Source organism: Streptomyces sp. NBC_00285 (genome assembly GCF_036174265.1).
Taxonomy (GTDB): domain Bacteria; phylum Actinomycetota; class Actinomycetes; order Streptomycetales; family Streptomycetaceae; genus Streptomyces.
Genome location: NZ_CP108055.1, coordinates 3,535,986 through 3,559,682 on the forward strand (window position 1 = coordinate 3,535,986; position 23,697 = coordinate 3,559,682).

Here is a 23,697-nt window from a genome sequence, read left to right on the forward strand (position 1 = left end):
CATGACCGCATCCACAGGGCATGGGACCCTCCGCCGGGTGGCCGCGAGCCTGGCCGTGATCTCCGCCTTTGTCCACGCGGCCATGCTGCGCCAGCACGTCGACCGTTTCGCCGTCGTCCTGCTGGTGCTGGCACTGACCTGCCTCGGCTGTGCGGTCATGCTGTGGCGGTCGTCAGGACCAGGCGAATGGACGGCCATGGCGATGCTCAACGTCGTGATGCTGACGACCCATGTCCTGTGGCCGGCGGTCCAGCCCGGGATGGATCACACGAACCATCTCCAGAACCACTACCAGAGCGGCAGCCTCACACTGATGCACGCGGCTCTCGCCCTGGCCGTCGTGGAGACGCTCCTTGCCGTAGCCGGGCTCTTCGGTGCACTCCTCGGGGAGCAGCGGGAAATCACCGGGAAGGACGCGGCGTGCCCAGGCAGGGTCTACCGGTAAGTCCGGTTATTGGACGTCGTCTCAATGTGGCGTGCTCGATGTTCCGGCGTGGTGGGGACGCTGAGCGTCTGGTGCCGGATGAGTGGTGGGAACTGTTCGAGCGAGTGGTACCGCCCCGCTCCTCGTCTGTGCAGCATGAGGGTGCCGAGAGTCTGCTCGACCACCCACCGCTTCGGCTGCGGAGTGAACCCGCGTGCCCCGGGAAACGTTCGAGGACGAGAGCGAGACCCTGGCCCACTCCGATGCACAGCGTGGCCACACCCACCCCGCTGCCCCTGCGGGCGAGTTGGTGGGCGACGGTGCCGGCGAGCCGCGCCCCGGACGCACCCAGCGGATGCCCGAGGGCGATCGCACCGCCCTGCGGGTTGAGGATCGCCGGGTCGAACTCGGGCCACTCGGCCACGCAGCCGAGCACCTGGGCGGCGAAGGCCTCGTTCAGTTCCAGTACTGACAGGTCGTCAAACCCCTTGCCCGCCTTGGCGAGGGCCCGGTTTACGGCCTCGACGGGGGCGAGTCCGAAGTAGTGCGGGTCCAGGGCGTTGACGCCGGTCGCGGAGATCCGGGCCAGCGGCTCGCGACCGGTCGCGGCAAGGCCCTCGTCGTCGACGAGCAGCAGGGCGGCGGCCCCGTCGTTGAGAGGTGAGGCGTTGCCCGGGGTGACCGTGCCGGCGTCCTTGCGGAATGACGGCTTGAGCTTCGCCATCGCCTCCAGGGACGCGTCCGGCCGTACGCACTCGTCGGCGCCGAAGACGACCGGCTCGCCCTTGCGCCGCGGGACCGGCACCGGCACCGGCGCGAGTTCGGCGTCAAACGACCCCGCCGCCTTGCGGTGCGAGGCCAGCGCGAACTCGTCCTGCTGCTCACGGCTGATCTTGTGCTTCTCGGCGATCAGCTCGGCCGACTCGCCGAGCGGGATCGTCCACTGCGGGTCCATCCTCGGGTTGACCATGCGCCAGCCCAGCGTGGTCGAGTACAGCTCGGCGTGCCCGGCCGGGAACGGCTTGTCGGACTTGGGCAGCACATACGGCGCCCGCGTCATGGACTCCACGCCACCGGCCATGGCGATGGAGGCGCCCCCGAGAGCGATGGCCCGAGCCGCCTGGATCACGGCTTCGAAGCCGGAGGCGCACAGGCGGTTGACCGTCACGCCGGGCACGCTGTGACGGCCACTGTGATGGTCCTCGACGACCCCGAGGGCCTTGCCGCATGGCAGCCGGGCCGCCGCGAACTCCGCAGGGCTCCGTGGCACCCACTACCGAGTTCTGGCGGCGCCAGCGGATTCATCCGAGGAACGATGCGGCCGTCACACGGGCGGCAGGTTGAGCGGCGTGACCACCTGGATCGCCGAGGGCGGGGGCGGGCCGTCCTCCGGCAGTGCCTTGTGGGCGCGCATGATGGTCTGGCAGGCGCGGCGCACGTCCTGGCGCAGGTCGTGGTGGAGCACCGCAGAGAGGCGGCGCTCGCGCAGGAGACTGATGTTGTCGTGATCGAGATCGTGGGCGATGAAAACGGCACACGGCCTGCCCAGCGCGTCGAACGCGTCCAGCGTGGCAAAGTTGCCCCCTCCCATCGAGTAGACCGCGACGATGTCCTCGTCGCGCTTGAGCGCCTCGATCACCAGGTCGCGCTGGGTGGCGTCCAGACCGTCGCTGTCGGTGACCTCCACCAGGGAACGCCTGGGCTGCGCGAGGCGCATCTCGCTGCGGAATCCCATTTCGCGTTCCTCCTCGCCTCGGAAGGAGCCCCGGCTGATGGTGGTGAGCACATTGCCGGGGCGATCGCCGAGCCACTGTTCGAGAAGGTAGGCGGCGGTGGCGCCTGCCGCGCGGTTGTCGATGCCGACGTAGGCCAGGCGCGCGCTGTGGGGCAGGTCTGTCACCAAGGTGACAACAGGGATGCCGGCCGCGGCCAGTCGCCCTACGGCGGCGGCGACCTCAGGCACGTCGGGAGCCTTGAGGATCACGCCCTGCGTGCCACGCTTGGCGATCTTGTCGAGGATGCCGGTCATCTCGACGGGCGGGCAGGTCTCGCGGAAGTGGAAACGCGAGCGGACGACGGCGGGGTGCAGGGCAGGCAGTTCGGCCTCGAGCGCCTCGCGTACGGCGGCGGAGAACCGCTCCGGTGCCTGCATCACGATGTCGATCATGAAGGTGTGGCCCCCGATGCGGACCTGGGCCTGCTGACGGTCCAGGTCTTTGATCGCTTGATGCACTTCCCTGATCGTGCTTTCGGTGACGCTGCCCCGGCTGTTGAGGACCCGGTCGACCGTCGCGGTGCTCAGTCCGGCCTGCCGGGCGATTTCCCTGATGGGGTAGGGGTGGCGCATGACGGTTCCCTGAAGACGATGATGGACTTTTGATTTATTTCAGAGGATTGATTGATGGGCGTGATCCCTCAAGACTGGCAGAAATGAAGGCACCGCGAAAGGACCCCGCATGTCCCTCACCGCTGCGCGATCACGGACTTGGCTGACCGAGGACGACTGCGATCTCGACGGGTTCCGCTTGCTCGTCGAGCAGGACACCGACCCGGCCGATCATCCTTCGGCCGAGCGGGTCGAGCAGAATGTTCCCCTCTACGACAGCGACCGGCTCCGTAGCCTTACGGCCACCGCCGACGGTCGACGCGAGGTACAGACCGAGCTGATCCGGGCGCTCCTCGACGGACCCGGCATCGTGGTCCTCAAGGGCGTTTTCCCCGACGCGACGGTCGTGGACCGGGCTTCCGAGGCCTTCACCGCGCTGATTGAGGAGGAGCGCGCGGACGGGACCGCCCGCGGCGATCACTTCGCCAAGCCGGGCGCCAACGACCGAGTCTGGAACGCCCTGGACAAGGTGGCCGTACGGACCCCCGAGGTGTTCGCCGACTACTACGCCAACGACATGCTGGCGCTGATCTCCGAGGCCTGGCTGGGCCCTGCCTACCAGGTGACCTCCCAGGTCAACGTCGTCAACCCGGGCGGCGCCGCGCAAAGCGTGCACCGCGACTACCACCTCGGTTTCCTCACCCAGGAACGCGCCGCGGCCTATCCGGCGCATGTCCACCGCCTGTCGCCCGTGCTCACCCTCCAGGGCGCCGTCGCCCACTGCGACATGCCCGTCGAGTCCGGCCCGACGCTCTACCTGCCGCACTCGCAGAAGTACGAACCCGGCTACCTCGCCTGGCGACTCCCGCAGTTCGTCGAGTACTTCGACGCCCACCATGTCCAGCTCCCCTTGGCCAAGGGGGATGCGGCCTTCTTCAACCCCGCGCTCTTCCACGCTGCCGGACACAACCGCTCGGCCGACATCCGGCGCATGGCCAACCTGCTGCAGATCTCCTCCGCATTCGGCCGCGCCATGGAGACAGTGGACCGCGAGGCGATGGCGAACGCGCTCTTCCCGGTGCTGCTGCGCCGCAAGGCCGAGGGGGTTTCGCAGGACTGGCTTCGCCGCGTGGTCGCCGCCACTGCTGACGGCTACCCCTTCCCGACCAACCTGGACCTCGACCCCCCGGTCGGAGGTCTCGCACCGCCCTCCCAGGCTGACACCGTCTGGCAAGCCCTAACCGAGGGCTGGACCCACGACCGACTACGCCAGGAACTGCAGGCCGGCGCCGAGCGCCGCCGCGGCTGAAAGAGTCACAGCACTCATGGCACTTCTTCAGGACAAGATCGTTCTGGTGAACGGTGCCCAGCCAGGGCGTCGGGGCCGGCATCGTGCAGGCTGCTGTGAGGGAGGGCACGACCGTCGCCTTCACCGGCCGCCGGGTCGAGGTGGGCGAGAAGCTCGCTGCGGACACGGGTGCGCTTTTCGTGCAGGCGGACCTCGCCGATCCGGCGCAGGCAGGCGCCTCCGTCGCACGGACCGTGGACGCGCGTGGTCGCGTTGACTGCCTGGTCAACGCGGCCGGGCTGACGTCACGCGGCTCGCTCCTGGACACCACGCCGGAGCTGTTCGACCAGCACATGGCGATCAACCTGCGGGCGCCGTTCTTCGCGATGCAGGTAGCAGTGGCCGACATGAAGACCCGTCAAGCGCCGGGGACCATCGTCAACATCGGCTCCAACTGCGCCCATGGCGGACCGCCCTACTTGGCCCCCTACTCCGCGGCCAAGGCCGGGCTGGCCGGACTGACCCGCAACGCCGCCCACGCCCACCGCTGGGACCGCATCCGCGTCAACGGCCTCAACATCGGCTGGACGGACACCGAGGGCGAGGACGCGACCCAGCGAGCCTTCCACGACGCAGGTGACGACTGGCGGTGCACGATCCAGGCGAGGCCAGTTGCCACCGCACCGCGCCGACTCCGCTACACCCCTGCGCAGAGTGGATGACTCGGCACCGGAGCGGCCACTTCCGGTTTCCCCGCGTCCAGCCGGCGTCCAGAATCCAGTGCCCACCCAGCCGCAGGAGCCATGTACCGCAAGTTCAACCGCCGCGAACTGGAACATCCGCGCAGGTCAGCGGCATCCGCACTACCGACACCGACAACGAGGCCGAACTCACGAGCAGCGGATTCAGTCCGTCCAGGCAAAGTTGACGATCCGCCACCCAAAAATGAACGTTTCCGCAGGTCAGGACCATGCACAGGTGGGGCGGGTGGGACTCGAACCCACGGCCGACGGATTATGAGTCCTTTGAGGATCTTGGCGGTCCTTGTCGATCCATGCTCATTTTTGACGTCTTTGCAGATCAGGTGCGGTTATCCATGCGGGTGTCCCTCAGCCCTTGTCAGTCTGTTCCTGTCCTTGCGGCCTCAACTCGGCCTCAAAGAGGCCCGCGAGGAGGGGGCAATCTCGCCAGCCCAAGGACCGGAGTCGAACCTGCGCGCAACTGATTTCCCTTCCAACGCCTTGAGGCTCCGGTCCAAGTCGCCGGACCGGAGCCTCAACAGCTGAGCAAGCAGAACACGGGCTCAGCCAGCGTAAAGAGATATTCCCTGCAGAGACATCATCGCGGAAGCGCACCTCATCCGTGGTACAGCACGCGGACGGCGTACGCGTCGGCCGGAAGGGCGATCAGGTAGTCGCTGAAGTAGCGGCGCCGCTCGGCGTTGGCGACGTCCAGCCAGTGTCCGTCCAAAGTCAGCAGGGCGTTCGAGGGCAAGACTTCGTCCACGGCGTGCCGCACCAGAATGCCGAGGTCGTCGCCCAGGTTGGCGACCGGGTCGTCGCCCACGAGGTCCTCCAACTCCGGGGTGTCCAGGAGCGCCGCGATGGCCGGCTGTGTACGGAAGTCCTCCAACGCCTGGGCACTCGGATAGTTCTCGGGGTCAGCGAAGTGTCTGGCCCAGAATTCATTCGCGGAGCGGGCGGGCGGGTAGGCCTTGGCGAAATCCCGCCATGCTTCGAAGGCTCGGCGTGCTTCGGCGGCTGCCCGCGCACGCGGCGTTTCGAGGTCCAGCAGCGCGCGTGGCCCGCCGTCGCACAGTGAATGCGGCACGTTGCGCGGCTCTCCGGACAGGGCCTTGGCACCCCGGATGAGACGCGGGTCGTCCTCGTGCCCCGGGACGACCAGGAACTCGCAACCCCGACCGTCGATCTGCCAGTAGTCCCACCAGGTCTCGACATCCGGATCGCCAACCCCGACGTCCCGGTTGTAGTCGAACGGCGCCATCACCGCGGTGATGGCCTGGACGACGTCCCCCGGGTCGCACGGGGGAACGCACACCGTCACTCGCTCTTTTGCCATAGCTCTTTCCTCGGTCCGTTCACACTCATGCCATCGGCTGCGGATCGCAGGAAACGAGCCACCCGTCACAGCCCCGCTGCCATGAGCGTGTCGCGTCCCAGATCATGTACAGATCGCCGACGACGCCAAGACCGCCCATGAGCCTACCGGCTCTGCTTCCCCCGCCCGACCTGGGCTCGGACGGCACATCGGGCACGCTGGGAGCCCTCCCGGTGACCTCGCCGGGGGTGATTCGGATGGTCCCACCGTTGATGTTGCGGACCAGCGGCTGCACACGTTGCGTGTCGAAGGCGCCGTCCGGCCAGATCACGCGAACGTGCTTGTTGCCGACGAACTTGTCCCGGATCGCCTCCGCCTCGGCCTGGCTCTGCGCAACGTAGACGGCGTTCTGGGTCTGGCCCTTGCCGGTGGCGCTGGTGTTCATCTTGTTGGACACCGTTTTGGCGACGTTGTCCGCGTTGAACACCCTGGCGTTGCTCTCGTTGGCGTCCCAGGTGTCGACGGCCACGATCTTGCCGTTCTTCCAGGTGACCTTAATGAAGTCCGCCGTGGCGCCGGCCGCGACATGGTCGCCGTTGGGACCGTGCATCAATCCCTTCCTGGGCAGTACGCCATTTTCGTCCTGCCACAGGTACCGGGTGCCGCTGCCGTTCCTGGAACCGTCGTAGTACTTGCCGCCGTTGCGCAGGTCTTCGTTCATGTAGTCGAACGCGACCTTCTCCGAGGCGATATTCGACGGCCCGCCAAGTGTGTGCGGGACGCCACGCTCGTCGTAGATGACCTGGCGGCCGCTGACCGTGCGCTGGGTGAGTGCCCGGGTCTTCCTGATCTCGGTCGGGCGGCTCGCCGCGACGGGCACTCCCCCGCGGCACACCGCCGTGCCCTCCCAGCACTCGGCGACCTGCAGGCCGTCCGGGTCGCTCTTGGTGACCGGGTTGTTGTCGGCGTAGGCGTAGCCGTTGATCTGCAGGGGGTCGGACGGGTCGATGACCGGGTCGGCGGACAGGAAGCGGCCGGTCCACTGGTCGTACTCGCGGGCGCCGAGGTGAGTCAGGCCCGTGGCCGTGTCGTCGATGCCGGTGCGCAGGTAGGAGCGCCGGTCCGGCCAGCTGGAGGGCTGGGAGCCACGTGTCTCGCCGAAGGGCTTGACGAAGCGGCGGCTCACAGTCTGCGCGCTCGTCTCGTCGACCGAGGTGGTGGAGGTGCCTAGTGCTGTGACCGTGTTGGTTCGCCGGGTTGGTCTGGCTGCGGTGGTGAGGGGGCGTCCGCCCCAGCGGATGCCTTTCTCGCTGCGGATGCGGGCGCGTTCCTTGCGTTCGGCGGCCAGGACGTCGCGATGGCGGGCGTTGGCGTTGCGCCAGCGCAGGTAGGCGTGCAGGGCCCGGGTCTGCACGATGTGGTTGGGGTGGTGGGAGTTGGCGATGGTGAACTGCCTCAGCGGGCCGAAGTGGGCCTCGATGGGGTTTGCCCAGGAGGCGTAGGTCGGGGTGAAGCACAGCTCGACCTTGTTCTTCTTCGCCCAGCGGCGGATGTCGGTGCCCTTGTGGGCGGACAGGTTGTCCATGATCACGTAGATCGGGGCGCCGTCCGGGCGGGCAGCGCGGATCGATTTCAGCGCGGCCAATGTGTTCATGGCGCCCTTCTTGCGGCGGTTCACGCCCCATAACGTGTCGTCGCCGACCGAGTAGCAGCCGTGGAAATACCGGACTCCGTGGGTGCGGTGGTAGGTGGCCGGCAGCCGGTCGGGCCGGGTCTGTTCGGCCCAGCAGTTGCCGCCGGTGGGCCGGATCCCGAGCGGGCCGAACTCGTCGAAGGCGAAGACCCGGTCCGGGAAGCGGTCCAGGACGTGCTCGATGCGGTCGAGCTTGGGGTCGCGCTCGGGGTCCGGGGACTCCTTCCAGGTCTTGGTGCGCTGGAAGGTGATGCCACGGCGGGCGAGCAGGCACCGTAATGCCTCGCGGCCGATGCGGATCACCCGGCCGTGGACTTTGCGCAGGTAGGCGACGAGCTTGCGCAGTGACCAGCGGGTGAAGGGCTGGCCGACCTTGACCGGGCGGGTGGTGGCCGTCGCGATGACGAAGTCCTCGTCGTCATCGCTGAGTTGGCGGGGACGGCCTCCCGCCCATTGAGGGTCCAGGCAGGCCAGGCCGATCTCGTTGAAGCGGTGGATCACATCCCGGACGGTGTCCTCGTCGGCCGCCACGAGTTGGGCGATCACCGGCACCCGGTTCCCGCCGGCCGAGGCCAGTAGCATCATCGCGCGCCGGTAGCGCACCGTGCTGGTGCTGCCGCGGCGCACGATCTGCTGCAGCTTCTGCCCCTCCTGGTCGGTCAGTCTGCGCACACGCACAGGCTCGGCCACCGCACCTCCAGCGATCGGATCGGACGTCACCGCACATCCAACCGCCACGACCACCAACCCGGCCAACCGATGCGGTCACAGCACTAGCGGTCGGCCAGGGCCTCGGTGATGATCCACTCCTGGCGCTCATAGTTGGAGTGCTTGCGGGCGAGAAGGGCCTCCGTCGACCGCATCAGCCGGTCGAGTGCTGCCGGCCCGGCCGCTCGGGCTCCATCCGGAAGCAGACCAAGCGGGTCTTGGCGGCGGCCGTGCGCAGCTCGTCGTCGGTGGGCTGCCGGTCGCCCGGGAGGCCGAGCATCAGCCCCTTGGCGGCCTTGGGCCCTTTGCGCCGGCCGAACTCACCCAGCAGGGCGGCGACTTCCTCAGGGTCTTCGACGACCGTCGGGACAGCGCCGTGGTCCTGGCCCCGGATGCGCAGCCGGACGGCGGACCCTTGGCGCATGCTGGGGATCCAGCCGAGCTGGGAGGACATGGCGAGCACCGTGCCGGGATCCCAGTCGAAGTAGCCGATGGGGACCGTGAATTCGCGGCCCGTCCTGTGCCCCTTGTACGTGAGCAGCATCAGGCGCCCGCTCAGCGGCTTGTGGAAGCGGGAGGCGAGCAGCGGCCGGACGACCTTGTTGGCGGCCCGGAAGATTTTCACCATGGGTGGCCTGGCCGTGTTCGCCGCGGGTGTGCCGGAGGTGCTCACCTGATGCCGCCGGGGACGGTGTGGACGATCTCGGCCTGGTCGCGCTTGGTGTACGCGTCCCAGTAGTGCTCGGCGATGGTCTCGGGCTCGGTGCCGGGACCGCTGCCGATGTACACCCCGATCGCCACGTGCGCGGCGTGCACCCCGTGCTCGGCGAGGTCGATGCCCAGGGCCATGGCGTAGTTGCGCAGGGCCGCCGCCGCGACGCCGATGCTGCCGAACGCGCCGCCGCTCGGCCGGACCGAGGAGGCGCCCGTGGAGAACAGCAGGGTGCCGCTGCCGCGTTCGAGCATGGCGGGCAGCACCTGACGGACCGCGGCGACCGCTCCGTACAGGTAGTAGTCGAGCTGCTTGTGGAGGTCCTGCGCCGTGGCGTCGACGGCGGCAGCGCCGGCGAACGTGGGGTCGGCGGGCGAGTACTCCAGTACGTCGACGGCCCCGAACCGGTCGGCGACCGCGGCGAGCGCCGACTGGAGCGAGTCGGGACGCGTCACGTCCGCGGCGAAGCCTGCGGCCTCGATGCCGTCCTCGGCGAGCCGCGCGGCGAGCGCGTCGAGCTTGTCCTGGGTCCGGGAGACCAGGGCGACCTGGAACCCCTCCTTTCCGAAGCGGCGGGCGATGGACAGGCCCAGGCCGGGGCCTGCCCCGATGACGGCGATGACGGGCATGGGTGGTGCTCCTGTGGTCGGACGGGTCGGATCGATGAGGGGCATCTCCCGCCACGACAGCGGTCAGGACTGAAAGTCGAGGGTAGCCTCATGTTCTTGGATTGTAGCAGAGAACATGAGGCATCCCTCCGGTTGGTAGGCTGAGTGACATGGCCATCGACCGTCCGTCCGCCTCCGCCGGGAACCCGGCCCCTGTCCGCCCCCTGCGGCGCGACGCGCAGCGCAATCGCGAGGCCCTGCTCACCGCGGCCCGCTCCTGCTTCGCCGAGCAGGGCCTGGAGGCACCCCTGGAGCAGGTGGCCAAGCGGGCCGGGGTGGCCATCGGCACGCTGTACCGGCACTTCCCCACCCGGCTGGACCTGGTGCAGGCGACCTTCGCCGGGAAGCTGGCCGCCTGGCAGGAGGCCGCCGAGAAGGCCGTCACCATGGACGACGCCTGGGCGGGGCTGTGCCATTTTCTGGAGACCATGTGCGAACTCCAGTCACAGGACCGGGGGTTCAACGACCTGGCCTCCATACGGTTGCCGGAGAGCGCCTGCCTGGCGGGCGCCCAGACCCGCATCCGCGAACTCGGTGTACACATCGTCGAGCGTGCGCAGGAGCAGGGCAGCCTGCGCCCCGACCTCACCCCCGAGGACCTTGCCTTCGTCATCTGGTCGCACAGCCGCGTCACCGAGGCCACCCACGCCATCGCCCCGGACGCCTGGCGCCGCCACCTCTACCTTCTGCTCGACGGCTTCCGAACCGACCGCGCCCACCCGCTGCCGGCGCCGCCGCTCACCGGGGAGCAGCTGTACCGCGCCATGATCAGCCTCGGCGGAAACGGGGCCTGCGGCACCTGACCGTCGAGACGCGCGTTGTCTCAAGACGCCGCGGGGAGCCCCTTCCCGGCGACCAGGCCGAGCCGGTACGCCTCCGTCCCCGCGACGCAGAGTTCGCGGAGGCGTTTGGTGACCTCCGCGTGCACCGGCGACACGGCGTGCGCCTCGAAGGCCGCCTCAGGGCTGGCCACTCGCTATGACAAGACACCCGAGAGCTATGCCGCAGGACTCCACCTGCGCGGGTCCATCCTCTGGTTACGCAGCCTTCCAGCCCTCCCGTGACCTCAACTCAGAACAGGCCCTACGAGAGGGCGGCAATTCCACGCCTGCGCTGCAGACGTCCCCAGCCGCATCGGCGCCATCCACCACCCACAGCAGCGCGCCTCGCGGTCGACTTTCCGCATACCTTCGGCCCCAATGCGGCCTCAACCCCGCCCTCGACCTCTCGCGCAGGCCGCCGTTACGGCCCACGCGAACCAAGGTCCGCCTCGTTCTCGCAGGTCAGGGCAGCATCAACCACAGGCGACACAGACACCGTGGAACTCGTGAGCAGCGGATTCAGTCCGTTGAGGCAAAGTTGCTGATCCGACAGGACAAATTGAACGTTTCCGCAGGTCAGAAGTCTGCGCAGGTGGGGCGGGTGGGACTCGAACCCACGGCCGACGGATTATGAGTCCTTTGAGGATCTTGGCGGTCCTTGTCGATCAACGCTCATTCTTGACGTTTTCGCAGGTCAGATGCGGTTATCCGTGTTGGGGCTAGTCAGCCCTTGTCAGTCTGTTCCTGTCCTTACGGCCTCAACTCGGCCTCAATGAGGCCCGACAGGGTCGTGCTGAAGGCATAGGGAACGATCGCGCCAGCTCAAGGCGGGGATCGAACCCGCGCGCAGCGGATTCCCCTTCCAACGCACAGAGACTCCACCCCAGGGCGCCAGGGCGGAGCCTCTGGGAGCACTTTCACCGAGCAACGCGTATACACAGAGCCCGAGCTACAGGACCGGAATCAGTCCGCGTCCAGCTCGGCCGCTTCGACGGGGTGCCGCTGCAGCCAAGCGTATGCGTTTCGAAGACGGCGCAATCTATGCAGATGTCATCTCGATCGCCAAGAGCCTCACCTGCTCCGTGTGCGGGCTCGCTCTCAGTGGGCCCGCAGAGATGAAGAGCGCCGGCTTGCCCCAGCAGTTCACGCATGAGGAAGCGGACAGCATCGAGGCTCGATACCTCGACACCTATGAACCGGACTACGGCAACGACTGAGCTGTCGGTGTGACACGTCGGGGGCGCCTGAACTTGGGTTCAAACGACGCCGACACCCACGGCCCGGTCCGCTACGCACTCCTCCCCGAGAAGATCTCCGGTGGCTCCGGCTCAGCGGTCGCCGTGGATATCGCAGACATCGTCCTCGGCACCGACACCGTAGGCTCCGGCCGCGCTCAACGGCATCGTCAGCGTCAAGCCCACACTGGGCACGGTCCTACGACCAGCGGCCACCATCCGATCACGGGGTTCGTCGACCATGGGCCGGGCGGCGCCGGTGAGCCGGTCGTCGGCCTGCTCAGGGCGGGGAAGGCGGGCGGCAACACCGCCGCCGACCACATCACCGCCACTCAACTGGCCCTGGCCAACGCCCCAAGACCTACCGGCGCGGGTGCCGCACCTTGATCCGCACCGACTCCGGCTGCGGCACCCGCGAGTTCCTCAACTGGCTCACCCCGCGCGGCCGGTGGCCGTCCAACGCGGTCGGCATGACCATCACCGACACCGTCCACCATGCCGTACTGAAGATCCAGGCATCGGCCTGGACACCCTCCGTCGAACCGGGCTGCGAGATCCGCGATGGCGCCTGGGTCGCCGAACTCGCCGGGGACTGCCTGACGGGCTGGCGGATGGGGATGCGCCTGATCGTCCGCAAGGAACCCATACTCCGGCGCCCAACTCCGCGTCACCGACGCCGACGGCATGCCCATCGCCTGTTGCTACCAACATCCCCGGGGCGATACCGGCCTCAAACTGAGCCACCGCCAGCGCACCCGCTGCGAGGACCGCATCCGCAACGCCCGTGCCACCGAGCTGCGCAACCTCCCCCTGCACAACTTCGCCCCGAACCAGATCTGGCTGGAGATCGGTCTGCTTCTATCCTTGCGTCCCGAACGCGTCCAGGATGGACGAGGAGAACCCGCTTCCCCGGATACTGCTCCAGTTCAGAGGGGTTCTCGAACTCCTCCGCAGCGGATCCCTTCCTCACTTCGGGCGGATGTCGGGGCCCCTGCGGGGCGATCCCACTGGCACTGGCGGCGTCGGCGCGAGCGTCACGCGTCCAGTGACGTCATGACGTGCTTGATGCGGGTGTAGTCCTCGAAGCCGTACGCGGACAGATCCTTGCCGTAGCCGGATTGTTTGAAGCCGCCGTGGGGCATCTCGGCGACCAGCGGAATGTGGGTGTTGATCCACACGCAGCCGAAGTCCAGCTTCTTGGACATGCGCATCGCGCGTGCGTGGTCCTTGGTCCACACCGACGAGGCCAGGGCGTAGTCCACGCCGTTGGCGAATTCCAGGGCCTGTGCCTCGTCGCGGAAGGGCTGGACGGTGATGACCGGGCCGAACACCTCGTTCTGGATGATCTCGTCGTCCTGTTTGAGGCCGGAGACGACGGTGGGGGCGTAGAAGTAACCCTTGTCGCCGACGCGGTGGCCGCCTGCCTGAACTATGGCGTGGGCGGGCAGGCGCTCGATGAAGCCGGAGACCTGCGTGAGCTGGTTGGCGTTGTTGAGCGGTCCGTAAAGAACGTCCGGGTCGTCGGGCCGACCGGTCTTCGTGCCGGTGGCGGCCCTTGCCAGCGCCGTCACGAACTCGTCGTGGACCGACTCCTGTACGAGGACGCGGGTCGCGGCCGTGCAGTCCTGGCCGGCGTTGAAGAAGCCGGCCACCGAGATGCCCTCGACGGCGTGGGTTATGTCGGCGTCGGCGAAGACGACGACGGGGGCCTTGCCGCCCAACTCCAGGTGGACGCGCTTGACGTCTTTGGCCGCGGACCCAGCGACTTGCTTGCCGGCCCGTACGGAGCCGGTGATGGAGGCCATTGCCGTAGTGGGGTGTTCGACCATCAGGCGCCCGGTGTCGCGGTCGCCGCAGACGACGTTGAAGACGCCCTTGGGCAGGATGGATCCGACGATCTCGGCCATCAGCAGGGTGGAGGCCGGGGTGGTGTCCGACGGCTTCAGGACCACGGTGTTGCCCGCGGCCAGCGCCGGGGCGAACTTCCAGACCGCCATCAGCATCGGGTAGTTCCACGGTGCGACCTGCGCGCAGACCCCGACGGGCTCACGCCGGACGATGGAGGTCATGCCGTCCATGTACTCACCGGCCGAGCGGCCCTCCAGTAGTCGGGCGGCGCCGGCGAAGAAGCGGATCTGGTCCACCATCGGCGCCACCTCCTCGCTCGCCGTCAGCCCCAGCGGCTTGCCGGTGTTCTCGGACTCGACGGCGACGAGTTCCCCGGTCCTCGCCTCGAAAGCGTCCGCGATCCTCAGCAGCAGGCGCTGTCGCTCGGCCGGGGTGGTGTCGCGCCAGGCCGGAAACGCGGCCGCGGCCGCGCCCATGGCGGCGTCGACGTCCGCCCGGCCGGACAGCGGCGAGGTCGCGTAGGGCTCGCCGGTCACCGGGTTGACGATCTCGATGGTCCGCCCGTCGGCGGCGTCCAAGGTCTCGCCGCCGATGTAGTTTCGCAGCGTGCGCAGAACGGTGGTCACTGGGTCTCCAGTTGGCACATAGGTGGTCCGGTTGCCGAGGGCGATGTCGGACGGCAGCCGCTGGGCCACGTGGACAGGGATGAGGACAGCAACACCAGCACGGTGCCGACATTGACCGGCTGCCAGTGCCGTGAATTCCCACGTGCCCCGACTCCAATCGGGCACCGACTCGGTGCCGGGTACCGGGGTGCGCGAAAGCCGGCCCAGAGCGTGGCCTACGCCCCTGGGCCACGTGCTGGTCCGCACAGCCAGATGACGTAAGGCGAGCAGGGCGGCTTACTCCAGCGGCTTCTCGTCGCGGAAGCGCCGCAGTACGTTGCCTGTGATCTTGGCGATGTTGTTGTCGTACCCGTTATGGGAAAGCGATCCGGTCCAGGCGATGGAGCCGACCGAGAAGAATCCGCCGCCGCCCTCCAGCGCGCAGTAGACCATGTCCGAGCGGACCGCCGGCTGCTCGGTTCCACCCATCCCCGGGAGCATCTCGAAGATCTCCTCGGTCACCAGCAGGTAGTTGTCGGAGAAGGGCCCGGAGGTGGCCAGGACCAGGGTTCCTGGCGGCGAGCCGAGCGCCGGGTTCCAGCAGTCGATCTCGGCACCGGCCGCGCCACCACCGATGATGCCGAAGTCGCCCAGGACCTCGTTCTCGCCGACACCTTCGAAGACGAAGGCCGCCCGCGGATCTTGGCTGTCCGCAAGGCGCTCGTAGTAGGTGCAGCGGTCGAAGCCCTGGGCCGCCATGCCGACTCCCACCAGACGCTGCGGAGCCTTGCCCTTGTTGCGCCACAGGCCGCTGGCCTCGCCCGAGGTGGTGTGACGGCGTTCGGCGAAGGGGGACTGGTGGGGGCGGGTGCCGCCGTCGGCCCGACGCAGCTCCATCAGGTGCGGGGCGTCGGGGTCGTAGGAGACGGTCGCGAAGAACCCGTTGCCGCCCAGGTACATCAGCCTGCCGCCGTTCGCGGTGAACTCCTCTAGGGCGTCGAGCTCGCGCCGCGTGACGTACTCGGGGTGGCTTCCGGAGATCACGACGCGGTAGTCGCGCAGCAGGTCGTGGCCTTCCCGGTCGAGGTCCTCGTCGGTGAGGGCGTCGAATTCGCACTCAGCGGTCTCCAGCCAGTGCACGAGGGACAGGTCGGCGGGCAGGCCCCAAGGGCCTTCGCTCATGAACGAGGCGCGGTACCGCGGTTGCAGGCTGATCAGCGGGCGGCGGACGCTGCCGAACACCACGCCGGACCCGTCATTGTGGATTTCGTACAGGGAGCGGCCGAACTCGGGGTGGTCCTGCAGTACCAGGTCTTCCTTGTGGACGATGGGCGTGTGCCCGAGGAGCATCTCCATGCCGTCCGCCTCGAACGCGATCCGGTCGTTGGCGTACGCCAGGTAGGTGGCCGTGGGGAACAGGACGGCGACGTCCTTGCGCCGGCGGCCCGGCCCGACGAGGAAGGGCACGTGCTGCTCGATGCCCTCGGCGCGCAGCCGCACCGCGTAGACGCCGCTGGGCAGGTCCTCGGGCACCTCGAAGGTGAACGCCGCAGGCCACTGGGCGTCAGCGATGTCGTCGTCGTGGAAGTGGATGGCGTCGAACTCGTTGGGCGCAAGCCGGAAGTCCTCCACGACACCTTGGAACGTGGGCCCGCTGACGCCCCGGACGGGCGCGTTGACGCAGCGGCCGTGCAGCGCGTGCGGCCCTTCGTCGACCACGTCCCACAGCAGCAGCCCGTCGGGGCGCAGGCTGCGGCCGAAGTGCCAGGCAGCCACCGGTTCGGGCGCGTCGTCGGTGGCGCGTTCGACACGGACGCCACCGATCTTCCCGTTGAACGCGGTGGCCGCGAGCAGCCGGTCACCGTCCGCCCGAGCCAGCGCGCCGATACGGAACGGCATCGAGGAAGCCGTCCAGACTCCCGAGGCGGTTACGCTCGCCTGTTCGGGTACGGCGGCTGCGGCGGCCGGTGCCACCCGGTCCGCGCAGTGGTCCAGCGGGGTCTGCCGCAGGGTGATCTGCCCCGCCGAACTCGGCAGTTCGACCTCCAGCCGGTACCACTGGTGGGCCGTCAGCTCCTCTTCCAGGGTGAGGGTCCGCCGCTGACCGCCCTCGCTCCATACGAAGGACGGCTTGCCGTCATCAAGCAGCAGGACCCAGCCGGTCATGGTCGCCTCGTCCCAGGTGCCCATGACCGCCTGGCGCTCGCCGGTGAAGCCGACCGAGCTCTGGCTGACCCGATAGGCGCCCAGGCTTCCCGAGCGGTTGTCACGCGGGAGTGTCGGGAAGACGGCGGCGCGGATGACCAGCGCGTCGGGGTTCGCCAGCAGGCCGTTGGGGTCGGGGACCTCGACGTAGGAGCCGGGCTGACAGGTGTAGTACTGCCCCGGGTACGTCCCGTCGATGGTGGAGGAGACCTCGGCTTCCAGGAAGCCCGGCCCTGCCTGTCCGTCGTAGCCGTGTCGCAGGCGCACCAACGCGGCGTCGTAGGCCGGCGGGCCTTCGCAACTGATGTGGAACGACAGCTGCTCGCCGGGACGGGCGGAGAAGCGATCGGTGTAGCCGAAGACGTTCTGGGTCGTCGTGCGGCCGCTCGAGAGTGCCATGAGCTCCTCGTTTCTTTCTAGTTCTGCAGCAGTTGCGCGCGGCGCGCGGTGAAGATGTACCGCATGGCGTCTTCGTAGTCCTCGAAGGACTGCTCGGTCAGGAGCAGATTGCCGGGCATGCCCAGGACGATCTGCGACACGCGCCACGGGCCGTCGGGGCCTTCGGAGAAGACGATGTGCTTGCCGGAGACGGGCAGGCTGCGCAGCGCCCGCAGCACGCGTTGAGTGCGGTCGTCGTGCAGTCCCAGCGGAGCCGCGTCATGGGCAGCGACGACCTCGTCGGTGCACTCCTTGCGCAGGCGTTCTTCGCTGCGCAGACGGAACACTTCGAGCAGCTCGGATGAGCGGTCTGCACTGGTGCGCATCAGTGCACCTCTTGCTGCTGGGACACCGTTGCGGTGCGGCGGGACAAGGACGATGGGCTCACGGGAGGGTGCCTCTCTCATGTTGAAGGGGCTCGCGAGCGCCGGGCGGCGGCTGGGGACTGCGCCTCAGGCGACGGTGTCTCGGGCCGATGCCGAGTGCTGCCCGGCGGTGAGCGGGAGCGACGTCAGGCGTCGGAGCTGGCGAGCGAACGGCCGGTGAGCTTGAAGTACGCCGCCACGCCGAGGCCGATGACGAGCCAGCACGAGCCGACGATCTTGGCGTTGGGGTCCGCGTTCCACAGCGCGACCAGGAGGAGCGCAGCGCCGAGGATCGGGGAGACCCAGTGGACGAAGAAGCGGCGGCTGCGGCCTCGGACGACGAAGTGGGTGAAGACGCTGACGTGGAGGAGGACGTAGGCGGTGATCGCGCCGAAGGTCACCAGGGTGATCAGCAGTCCCGACTGCTCCACGCCGAGGATGCCGACCCCCACCGACAGGACTGCGATGAAGATCATCGCGTTGAGGGGGACCTGGTGCTTGTCGCTGACCCGTGACAGGAACTTCGGCAACTGCCCGTCGCGGGCCATGCTGAAGACCAGGCGGGCGGAGGTGGCGTTGGAGGCGATGGTGTTAGCGAAGATCGCGATCAGGGCGGCGGTCAGCAGGAGGACAGTCTTGAACCAGCCCGCCATGGCCGTGCCCACCACGTTGTAGAAGGCGTTGTTGACCGGGTCGCCGTCGGCGAATTCCGTCCCGCTCGGGACGAGGATGCCCGCCACGAAGACCTGCACGACGAACAGCGCGGTCACCTGGTAGAGGACGATCATGGTGGCCTTGGAGACGGTTTTGCCACCGCCCTCGGCTTCCTCGTTCAGTGTCGAGATCGCGTCGAACCCGATGTAACTCAGGGCGGCGACCGGAACCGCACCGAGGACCAGGGACCAGGAGCCGCCGTCGGCGGGAACGAACGGGTTGAGCGACAGATGGGCCCGGTCCTGGAGGATGAGCACGGCTGCCCAGACCAGGAACACGGCCAGCACGACCAGCTGGATGTAGAGGAAGATCTTGTTCATTGTCGCGGTGACGCTGATGCCCATGATGTTGATCAGGGCGGTCGCGGCGACGAAGATCACCACCCAGATCCAGGCGGGCACCCAGGAAACCACTCCGGTCATCGCGCTGGCCGCGAAGACGCACAGCAGCGCGGGCAGCAGCAGGTAGTCGAGCAGGATGGCCCACCCGGAGACGAACCCGAGGAAGCGGTTGCTGCCCATCCGTACGTAGCTGTAGACCGAGCCGGCGACCGGGAACCGGACCGCCATCTCCTTGTAGCTGACGGCACTGAACAGCATCGCGATCGCGGCCACCACGTAGACCGAGGCGACGGCGCCGGCGGACATGTTGTAGACGACGCCGAACACCGCGACGGGGGCGAGCGGCACCATGTAGATCAGGCCGTAGATGACGACGTCGGCCAGGCTGAGCGTGCGTGCGAGCTCCTGCTCGTAACCGAGCTCATGCAGCCGGTCGCGGTCGTCATCCGTGCCGCCGGGTCTTTCGGGCACTGTTCGGGGAGCTTCTGAAGCGTTCATGGCCGGGCCTCCTGAGGGATGAACGAGCCCCGGTCGGCTGTCGGCGCGGTGGGCGACGACAGCGGGGGAGAACGCGGGGGTCGGCAACAGCCGGCTCGGCGGGTGAGGACCGCCTACAGCGCGGGCTTGTCTTCACCTCGAATATGGCGCTCGGCCACCTTGCGCCTCAATACGCATTCCTACCGACAGCGGCGGTCAGCGGTTCAAGCTGAGAATCCCGTCGCGCAGCGCCGACGCCACCGCGCCGGCTCGCGACGGCTGCTCCATCTTGTGGAGGATCCGCTCCACGTGCGTGGTCACCGTGCGCAGGGAGACGTCTCGCTGCGATGCCAGCTGCTGGTTCGAGAACCCCGCCGCCATCCCGTTCAGGATGTCGTACTCGCGCGGCGAGAGTGAATAGGGCAGGCCGGCCGTCGGAAGCTCCTGCACCAGTGCGGCCGGTTCCGGCCGTCCCAGCGGATCGGCCACCTTCAGGACCTGCAGCGCGAGCCACCCTTCGCTCGACGCCTGCAGCCCGGTCGCGGCAACCTGCGCCGAGGCCATGAAGCGACGCAGAAAGCCGGTGAACTCGGGCTGCGTGGGCGCGAGCGCCGGGGCGCACGACTCGACGGCCCAGGCACGGCCGGTGTAGTCGATCAGGGTGGCGTTCGCTCCCGGCGGTATGGCGCATCCGGTGGTCTGCCGTCGAGCCACGTCGCACATCCGCGCCAGCGCGGGTACCAGGGCCTTGAGGAGTTCGGCCGCGTCATCACGGAACGCGCCGCGCCCCGCCGCGGAGAAGTGCAGCATGCCCGTGTACACACCGCTGTCCGAGAAGAGGCAGGTGGTCATGCCGTCTGCGAAGCCGGCAGGTCCGAGCACCTCTCGGTACATCGGGGACCGTCGGTAGTCGCCCGGCACGTCGTCGATTCGCATCGGCAGGCGCCGCTCCCGGACCAGCCGGTTCTCGGCACTTGCCGCATAGCGGTCACCCAGCGCGGCAACCGTTTCATCACCGTAGGTGACCACAGCGAGTGCGCGGTGCGCACGGGCCATCGGGTCCCAGAGCATGAGGGCGCCGGCGTCGTGATGGGTCACCGGCTCAAGCAGGCTCAGCACCGTCATCGCGGCCTCGCGCCGGTCACCGGCTCCGGCTGCGTAGGCCGCCTCGACCAGGACCCGGGTGTGGGATGGCTCCATCAGCGAATCCCTCTCGAAGCCGGACTACCCAACCCCACGATAGCAACGGCCTTCAAGGATCTGAGGGTGAGAGCTGCGGTTGCACATCGCACTCGGGGTGACCGCCTGGGAGAATGAGCCTGGCCGGTCCTGCTTCTGATCCCTTAGCAGCTCCTCAATGTCCTCTGCGCGTGTGGTCGCCGCATCGAGCACCTCAAGCCCCTTGCGCAGGGCGGCGACGTCGCTGCGCAGCGGCGCATGCGCCATCAGCAGCTGCTGCACCATCTGGCGGCCGGCGACAGTTCCCGCCTGCGGCTGTGTCATCATCGATGCTCCTTTGCGACTGCCTCGCGCACGGCGGGCGCGACCTTCTCGATGATGGGGCGCAGCGCGGACTCGTCGACCGGGCCGCTGAAGATGTAGCCGTTCATGCCGTGCTCGACCGGCCAGCTCGTCAGCAGGTCGACCCTCTGCGTAGTCGAACGGTCACCGACCAGGTTGTAGACCCGGTTGGTCCGGCTCGGGTCCCGCCCGGCAGCGCCGGCCGCCTCGCCGATTCGCCGGTTCGCGTCGTCCAGCTCCTCCGGGGCGAGAAATTCCTACGAGGGCAGCCAACTGCCTGTCCCCGCTGGAGTTCGCCCACGGCGGCCGTGAAGCGTGCTTCACGGCCGCCGTCCGGAGGGCGCTGTTTCTAGGCGGCGATGCGGTGGGCTATCGCCTTGGCCGTGGAGGCTGCGTCGTCCAGTGCCTGCTGGCGGGAGGCTTCGAAGAGGGGGATCAGCTGGGACATCGCCGGGTTGTGTACGGCCATCGTGAGTTCCGGGACGATGAAGTTCACGTCCAGGGCGAGCGCGTCGGCCAGAACGGCCGTGAGGTAGTTCTGCACGTATTCGTAGCCCTCGCGGGGCGTGCCCGGGGCGTAGGAGCCGCCGCGGCTGGCGACGACGGTGACGGGGGTGCCCTTGAGCCTGGAGCTTTCCACGCCGGCGGTGCGGCCGACGAGGACGATGTTGTCGAGCCACGCCTTGAGGGTCGAGGGAATCGAGTAGTTGTACATCGGAGCGCCGATCAGTATGGCGTCGGCGTTCTCCAGCTCGTCGATCAGCGTCAGCCGGTGGGCGAGGGCGGCGGCCTGGGCGGGGGTGTGCGTGGCCGGGTCGGTCTGGCCGGCGGTGTGGGCGTCGGCGGTGAGGTGCGGTACGGGGTTCGTGGCGAGGTCACGGTAGATGACCGTGCCCTCGGGGTGGTGCTCCTGCCAGGTCCGGCGGAAGGCGGCGGTCACGGCGCGGGAGGAGGAGGCGTCGCCGGAAAACAGCGAGGAATCGAGGTGCAGAAGAGTGGTCATGGGATGTTCCTCAGGTGTAGCAGTGGTCGGGAATGCGGATGATCGGTGGCGGTCCGCGTGGCGAGGGCGGTCTCGCGATCACCCGGCCGGGTTTGCCGGGCGGAAGGTGAGCTGTGGCGCCTCGGATTCAGGCGCTGGTCAGGAGGCGAGGACGAGCGTGGCGGCGGCAGCGATCGCGATGACGGTGAGGATGATGGGTGCCATCGCGTTGCCGCGGGTCTCGGGGTTGGCGTAGTCGCCGGACTTGGCGTGGAAGCCGACGGCTCCGACGAGCAGGACTGCGAATCCCAGGGCGGCGGCAACGCCGATGGGCTGCCAGAAGAGACCGGCGATGAGCCCTGCGGCTGCGGCCAGCTCGGCCAGCCCGATGAACCGGACCAGCGGGGCGCTGAAGCCTCCGGGAGACTGCAACTGGGCTGGAATGCTGCCCTTGAGCAGGGCTTTCGGTAGTCCGGCGGCCAGCCCGACAACGGCGAGCAGAACGCTCAGTACGGCGGCGAAGACAAACACGGGTCATGCCTTTCTGGAGAGTGATTCGGACCGCCCGAGCTGTGAGGGAGCGGCATCCGTGGAGGATGGGTGTGCCAGGGGTTTTGCTGTTCACGCGTGAGCGTTGCTGAAGTGCGGTCTCATCGATGGAGAGCGCTGCTGCGCGGCAACCCGGCCGCGGGCCGGGCGCCGGCCGCCGCGGTCCGGCCGGTGACGGCAGACGCTGAGGCGGGACGGCTCGTCGGCGCCGGCCGCACCGCCTGTGGAAGGCGGAATGCGGCCGATCAGGTGAGGGGCTGTTCGGTGAAGTTCCTGAGCACCAGTGCGCCGGGAACCTCGATGAGGCGTCCGCCTTCGTCGATCCTGCCGAGTTCCACCGGCGACAGGCCGAGCGTGCGGGCGAGCTCGGCGATCTGGGAGCTGGCCTCCCCGGAGTCGCTGGAGACGAAGACCACGCGCTTGCCCTGGCCGGAGGGCACTTCGGCGGCGAGCGTCTGGGCGGGAAGGTGGTTGAAGCCCTTCACGATCTGGGCGCCGGGCAGGACCTCGGCCGCGTACTGCGAGGAGAGCCGACCCTTGAGGACGTCGCCCGCGTTGGGCGCGTAGTGCGCGTTGGTGGTGTCGACGACGATCTTCCCGTTCCAGTCGGGCAGGGCGTTGCCGAACGTCTCGACTGCGCCGAACGGGATGGCCATGAAGATGACGTCGCTCGCCAGTGCCTCGGTGAGCGTCACGGCCCGGACCGTGGAACCCCAGGAGGCGGCGAGTTCGCTGATCGAGCCCGGTCCGCGGGTGTTGGCGATGCTGACCTCGACTCCGGCCCGGGCGAAGACGCGCGCCAGCGCCGAACCGATGTTTCCGGTGCCCACGATGGCGTAGCGGGTGTCTGCAGACATGAGTGCTCCCTGTTCCAGTAATTGCTGAAGGCTGTCGAGGCGGCAGAGCAGCTTCGACGTCCGGCCTGTCGTCGCCGCGTTTCTGTAGGCGGCTCCGACCTCCGCAAGTCCATTTGGTTGAGGTGTTAACCAAACCGTACGACGGACTGGTTAACATGTCAACCAAAGCGGTAGGGTGGGCTTCATGGATGAACCGCGATGGCTGGACGAGCGTGAACAGCGGGCTTGGCGCAGCCTCATGAAGATGCAGGCTGGCCTGTCCGAATACGTCGAGCGGCAGCTGCGCACCCACAGCGGGCTGTCCACCGCCGACTACCAGGTGCTGGCACACCTGTCCGAGGCGCCCGAGGGACGCCTGCGGTCGTTCGCACTCGGAGATGCGCTGCAATGGGAGAAGAGCCGTCTGTCGCAGCATCTGACCCGCATGCAGAACCGCAACCTCATCCGCCGCGAGCGATGTGCGACCGACCAGCGAGGGGCCGTCGTGGTCATCACCGAACAGGGCCGCACCCTCGTCGAGGCGGCCGCCCCGCTCCACCTGGCCGACGTGCGCAATGTGCTGATCGACCACGTGACCCCTGCGCAGATGGACCTGCTGATCGAATTGGGAGACCAGGTGGAGGCGCGACTCGCCGAGATCGATCAGAAACCGGGATGACCCCTTGCGTCCCCGCCGGGCTGCCGCCGACCGTGCCGTCAGAGTCTCGCCCGGGGTGCTGATGAGGGCCCGGCATCGCACCAACCGCCCTTACTGCGACACTCCCATCCAACAAAGAAGACGATGCGGGTCGACGAGCCTCGCCTTCAAAAAACGAACGTTTTCTGAAGATCACCGTGCGGGGGTCCGCACACCCCGCAGCCC

General features: G+C 68.3%; 20 protein-coding genes and 4 pseudogenes. 7 read left to right on the forward strand and 17 right to left on the reverse strand.

The features are described from left to right. The first annotated feature begins 1 nt into the window (after nucleotide 1). Nucleotides 2-445: a hypothetical protein gene (locus OHT57_RS16295; RefSeq protein ID WP_328747134.1), complete on the forward strand. Its 444-nt coding sequence runs from the start codon at nucleotides 2-4 to the stop codon at nucleotides 443-445. A 205-nt stretch (nucleotides 446-650) separates the two neighbouring features. Here OHT57_RS16295 and OHT57_RS16305 read toward each other — a convergent pair. Then, nucleotides 651-1,604 (reverse strand): annotated as a pseudogene (locus tag OHT57_RS16305) (thiolase family protein); the annotation flags it as partial. Between the two features lie 144 nt (nucleotides 1,605-1,748). After that, nucleotides 1,749-2,771 carry a LacI family DNA-binding transcriptional regulator gene (locus OHT57_RS16310; RefSeq protein ID WP_328747135.1) on the reverse strand — a complete coding sequence of 341 codons (1,023 nt, stop codon included), beginning with the start codon at nucleotides 2,769-2,771 and terminating at the stop codon, nucleotides 1,749-1,751. Nucleotides 2,772-2,880: 109 nt separating this feature from the next. Here OHT57_RS16310 and OHT57_RS16315 point away from each other — a divergent pair, with 109 nt between their 5' ends. Together OHT57_RS16315 and OHT57_RS16320 are read left to right on the forward strand one after the other, a co-directional pair. Then, nucleotides 2,881-4,059, forward strand: coding sequence for a phytanoyl-CoA dioxygenase family protein (locus tag OHT57_RS16315; RefSeq protein WP_328747136.1), 1,179 nt, complete (start codon nucleotides 2,881-2,883; stop codon nucleotides 4,057-4,059). Nucleotides 4,060-4,075: 16 nt separating this feature from the next. After that, a pseudogene (locus OHT57_RS16320) lies at nucleotides 4,076-4,688 on the forward strand (SDR family oxidoreductase); the annotation flags it as partial. Between the two features lie 706 nt (nucleotides 4,689-5,394). On the opposite strand, the gene OHT57_RS16325 reads toward OHT57_RS16320, so the two are convergent. The 5 genes and pseudogenes from OHT57_RS16325 to OHT57_RS16345 all read right to left on the reverse strand — a co-directional run bounded on the left by OHT57_RS16325 (nucleotide 5,395) and on the right by OHT57_RS16345 (nucleotide 9,838). Beyond that, complete coding sequence (locus tag OHT57_RS16325) at nucleotides 5,395-6,117, reverse strand: hypothetical protein (RefSeq protein WP_328747137.1); 723 nt, start codon at nucleotides 6,115-6,117, stop codon at nucleotides 5,395-5,397. Between the two features lie 25 nt (nucleotides 6,118-6,142). Beyond that, nucleotides 6,143-7,282 carry an RHS repeat-associated core domain-containing protein gene (locus OHT57_RS16330; RefSeq protein WP_328753217.1) on the reverse strand — a complete coding sequence of 380 codons (1,140 nt, stop codon included), beginning with the start codon at nucleotides 7,280-7,282 and terminating at the stop codon, nucleotides 6,143-6,145. Between the two features lie 78 nt (nucleotides 7,283-7,360). Continuing rightward, nucleotides 7,361-8,479: pseudogene (locus OHT57_RS16335) on the reverse strand (IS630 family transposase); the annotation flags it as partial. A 172-nt stretch (nucleotides 8,480-8,651) separates the two neighbouring features. Next, complete coding sequence (locus tag OHT57_RS16340; RefSeq protein ID WP_142270093.1) at nucleotides 8,652-9,125, reverse strand: hypothetical protein; 474 nt, start codon at nucleotides 9,123-9,125, stop codon at nucleotides 8,652-8,654. A gap of 41 nt (nucleotides 9,126-9,166) precedes the next feature. After that, the gene (locus OHT57_RS16345; protein WP_266727885.1) at nucleotides 9,167-9,838 is read right to left on the reverse strand and encodes an SDR family NAD(P)-dependent oxidoreductase; all 672 of its coding nucleotides are present in this window, start codon (nucleotides 9,836-9,838) and stop codon (nucleotides 9,167-9,169) included. A gap of 149 nt (nucleotides 9,839-9,987) precedes the next feature. On the opposite strand from OHT57_RS16345, the gene OHT57_RS16350 reads away from it, so the two are divergent. After that, nucleotides 9,988-10,680 carry a TetR/AcrR family transcriptional regulator gene (locus OHT57_RS16350; protein ID WP_328747139.1) on the forward strand — a complete coding sequence of 231 codons (693 nt, stop codon included), beginning with the start codon at nucleotides 9,988-9,990 and terminating at the stop codon, nucleotides 10,678-10,680. Between the two features lie 20 nt (nucleotides 10,681-10,700). Here the strand turns inward: OHT57_RS16350 and OHT57_RS16355 are convergent, their stop codons facing one another. Further along, a complete protein-coding gene (locus OHT57_RS16355) occupies nucleotides 10,701-10,850 on the reverse strand; it encodes a hypothetical protein (RefSeq protein ID WP_006379254.1) in 150 nt (49 codons plus the stop codon). Between the two features lie 864 nt (nucleotides 10,851-11,714). Between OHT57_RS16355 and OHT57_RS16360 the strand changes: the two genes are divergently transcribed. Beyond that, nucleotides 11,715-11,915 (forward strand): hypothetical protein, encoded by a 201-nt coding sequence (locus tag OHT57_RS16360; RefSeq protein ID WP_328747140.1) that lies wholly within the window; start codon nucleotides 11,715-11,717, stop codon nucleotides 11,913-11,915. A 222-nt stretch (nucleotides 11,916-12,137) separates the two neighbouring features. Further along, nucleotides 12,138-12,782: pseudogene (locus OHT57_RS16370) on the forward strand (transposase); the annotation flags it as partial. Between the two features lie 185 nt (nucleotides 12,783-12,967). Here the strand turns inward: OHT57_RS16370 and OHT57_RS16375 are convergent. The 9 genes from OHT57_RS16375 to OHT57_RS16415 all read right to left on the reverse strand — a co-directional run bounded on the left by OHT57_RS16375 (nucleotide 12,968) and on the right by OHT57_RS16415 (nucleotide 22,835). After that, nucleotides 12,968-14,407 carry a gamma-aminobutyraldehyde dehydrogenase gene (locus tag OHT57_RS16375; RefSeq protein ID WP_328747141.1) on the reverse strand — a complete coding sequence of 480 codons (1,440 nt, stop codon included), beginning with the start codon at nucleotides 14,405-14,407 and terminating at the stop codon, nucleotides 12,968-12,970. A gap of 276 nt (nucleotides 14,408-14,683) precedes the next feature. After that, nucleotides 14,684-16,990 (reverse strand): N,N-dimethylformamidase beta subunit family domain-containing protein, encoded by a 2,307-nt coding sequence (locus OHT57_RS16380; RefSeq protein ID WP_328747143.1) that lies wholly within the window; start codon nucleotides 16,988-16,990, stop codon nucleotides 14,684-14,686. Nucleotides 16,991-17,007: 17 nt separating this feature from the next. Next, nucleotides 17,008-17,355, reverse strand: coding sequence for a hypothetical protein (locus tag OHT57_RS16385; RefSeq protein ID WP_328747144.1), 348 nt, complete (start codon nucleotides 17,353-17,355; stop codon nucleotides 17,008-17,010). 185 nt (nucleotides 17,356-17,540) lie between these two features. After that, nucleotides 17,541-18,947: an APC family permease gene (locus OHT57_RS16390; protein ID WP_328747145.1), complete on the reverse strand. Its 1,407-nt coding sequence runs from the start codon at nucleotides 18,945-18,947 to the stop codon at nucleotides 17,541-17,543. 195 nt (nucleotides 18,948-19,142) lie between these two features. Continuing rightward, a complete protein-coding gene (locus tag OHT57_RS16395; protein ID WP_328747146.1) occupies nucleotides 19,143-20,126 on the reverse strand; it encodes a LuxR C-terminal-related transcriptional regulator in 984 nt (327 codons plus the stop codon). A 24-nt stretch (nucleotides 20,127-20,150) separates the two neighbouring features. After that, nucleotides 20,151-20,432, reverse strand: a complete 282-nt coding sequence (locus OHT57_RS16400) for a hypothetical protein (protein WP_328747147.1) — start codon at nucleotides 20,430-20,432, stop codon at nucleotides 20,151-20,153. 364 nt (nucleotides 20,433-20,796) lie between these two features. Continuing rightward, on the reverse strand, nucleotides 20,797-21,450 hold the full coding sequence (locus tag OHT57_RS16405) for an FMN-dependent NADH-azoreductase (RefSeq protein WP_230193429.1): 654 nt from the start codon (nucleotides 21,448-21,450) through the stop codon (nucleotides 20,797-20,799). 138 nt (nucleotides 21,451-21,588) lie between these two features. After that, the gene (locus OHT57_RS16410) at nucleotides 21,589-21,960 is read right to left on the reverse strand and encodes a DoxX family protein (RefSeq protein WP_057582123.1); all 372 of its coding nucleotides are present in this window, start codon (nucleotides 21,958-21,960) and stop codon (nucleotides 21,589-21,591) included. A gap of 263 nt (nucleotides 21,961-22,223) precedes the next feature. Continuing rightward, nucleotides 22,224-22,835, reverse strand: coding sequence for an NADPH-dependent F420 reductase (locus OHT57_RS16415; RefSeq protein ID WP_319751767.1), 612 nt, complete (start codon nucleotides 22,833-22,835; stop codon nucleotides 22,224-22,226). Between the two features lie 184 nt (nucleotides 22,836-23,019). Here OHT57_RS16415 and OHT57_RS16420 point away from each other — a divergent pair, with 184 nt between their 5' ends. After that, nucleotides 23,020-23,493, forward strand: coding sequence for a MarR family winged helix-turn-helix transcriptional regulator (locus OHT57_RS16420; protein WP_328747148.1), 474 nt, complete (start codon nucleotides 23,020-23,022; stop codon nucleotides 23,491-23,493). Nucleotides 23,494-23,697 lie beyond the last annotated feature (204 nt).